This window comes from Methylobacterium sp. WL116 (assembly GCF_008039455.1).
In the GTDB taxonomy this organism is placed as follows: Bacteria; Pseudomonadota; Alphaproteobacteria; order Rhizobiales; family Beijerinckiaceae; genus Methylobacterium.
This window is the reverse complement of the sequence record NZ_VRUV01001082.1, coordinates 1-583: the sequence shown is the minus strand read 5'-3', so window position 1 is coordinate 583 and position 583 is coordinate 1. Positions and strand designations below refer to the sequence as shown.

Below are 583 nucleotides of genomic sequence, written 5' to 3'. Positions count from 1 at the left end.
GCGGGCGCCCGGTCGCCGTCGCGGTGCGGGTGGTCGCCGCGACGCACCGCGACCTGCCGGGGATGGTCGCCGCCGGCACGTTCCGCGAGGACCTGTACTACCGCCTCAACGTCGTCCCGATCGCGCTGCCGCCCCTGCGCGAGCGCCTCGCCGACATCCTGCCGCTCGCCGAGCATTTCCTGGCCGGCGCCACGACCTTGTCCTGGATCACCCGCAGGATCTTGGCCTGCATCTCGGGCGGCATGTCGCCGATCTCGTCGAGGAACAGGGTTCCCCCGTTCGCCTCGCGGAACGCACCGGTTCGGTCCGTCACCGCGCCGCTGAACGCCCCGCGGACATGGCCGAACAGCTCGCTCTCGAGGAGGTCGCGGGGGATCGCGGCGCAGTTGACCGGGACGAAGGCGCCGGAGCGGCGCTTCGCGTAGGTGTGGAGCGCGCGCGCCACCAGCTCCTTGCCGGTGCCGGTCTCGCCCTGGATCAGGATCGTCGCATCGCTGTCGGCGGCGAGCCCGATGGTCTTCTGCACCCGCCGCATCCCGGCGCTCGACCCGACGAGGCCGTCGCCGGCGCCCGGCTCGCCGGC

At 73.8% G+C, this 583-nt stretch carries 2 pseudogenes; one reads left to right on the top strand and one right to left on the bottom strand.

Annotated elements, in window-relative coordinates:
* A pseudogene (locus tag FV223_RS29505) lies at nt 1-185 on the top strand (sigma 54-interacting transcriptional regulator); the annotation flags it as partial.
* Here the strand turns inward: FV223_RS29505 and FV223_RS29500 are convergent.
* Nucleotides 185-583, bottom strand: a pseudogene (locus tag FV223_RS29500) (sigma-54 factor interaction domain-containing protein); the annotation flags it as partial. The pseudogenes FV223_RS29505 and FV223_RS29500 sit on opposite strands and share 1 nt — an antisense overlap.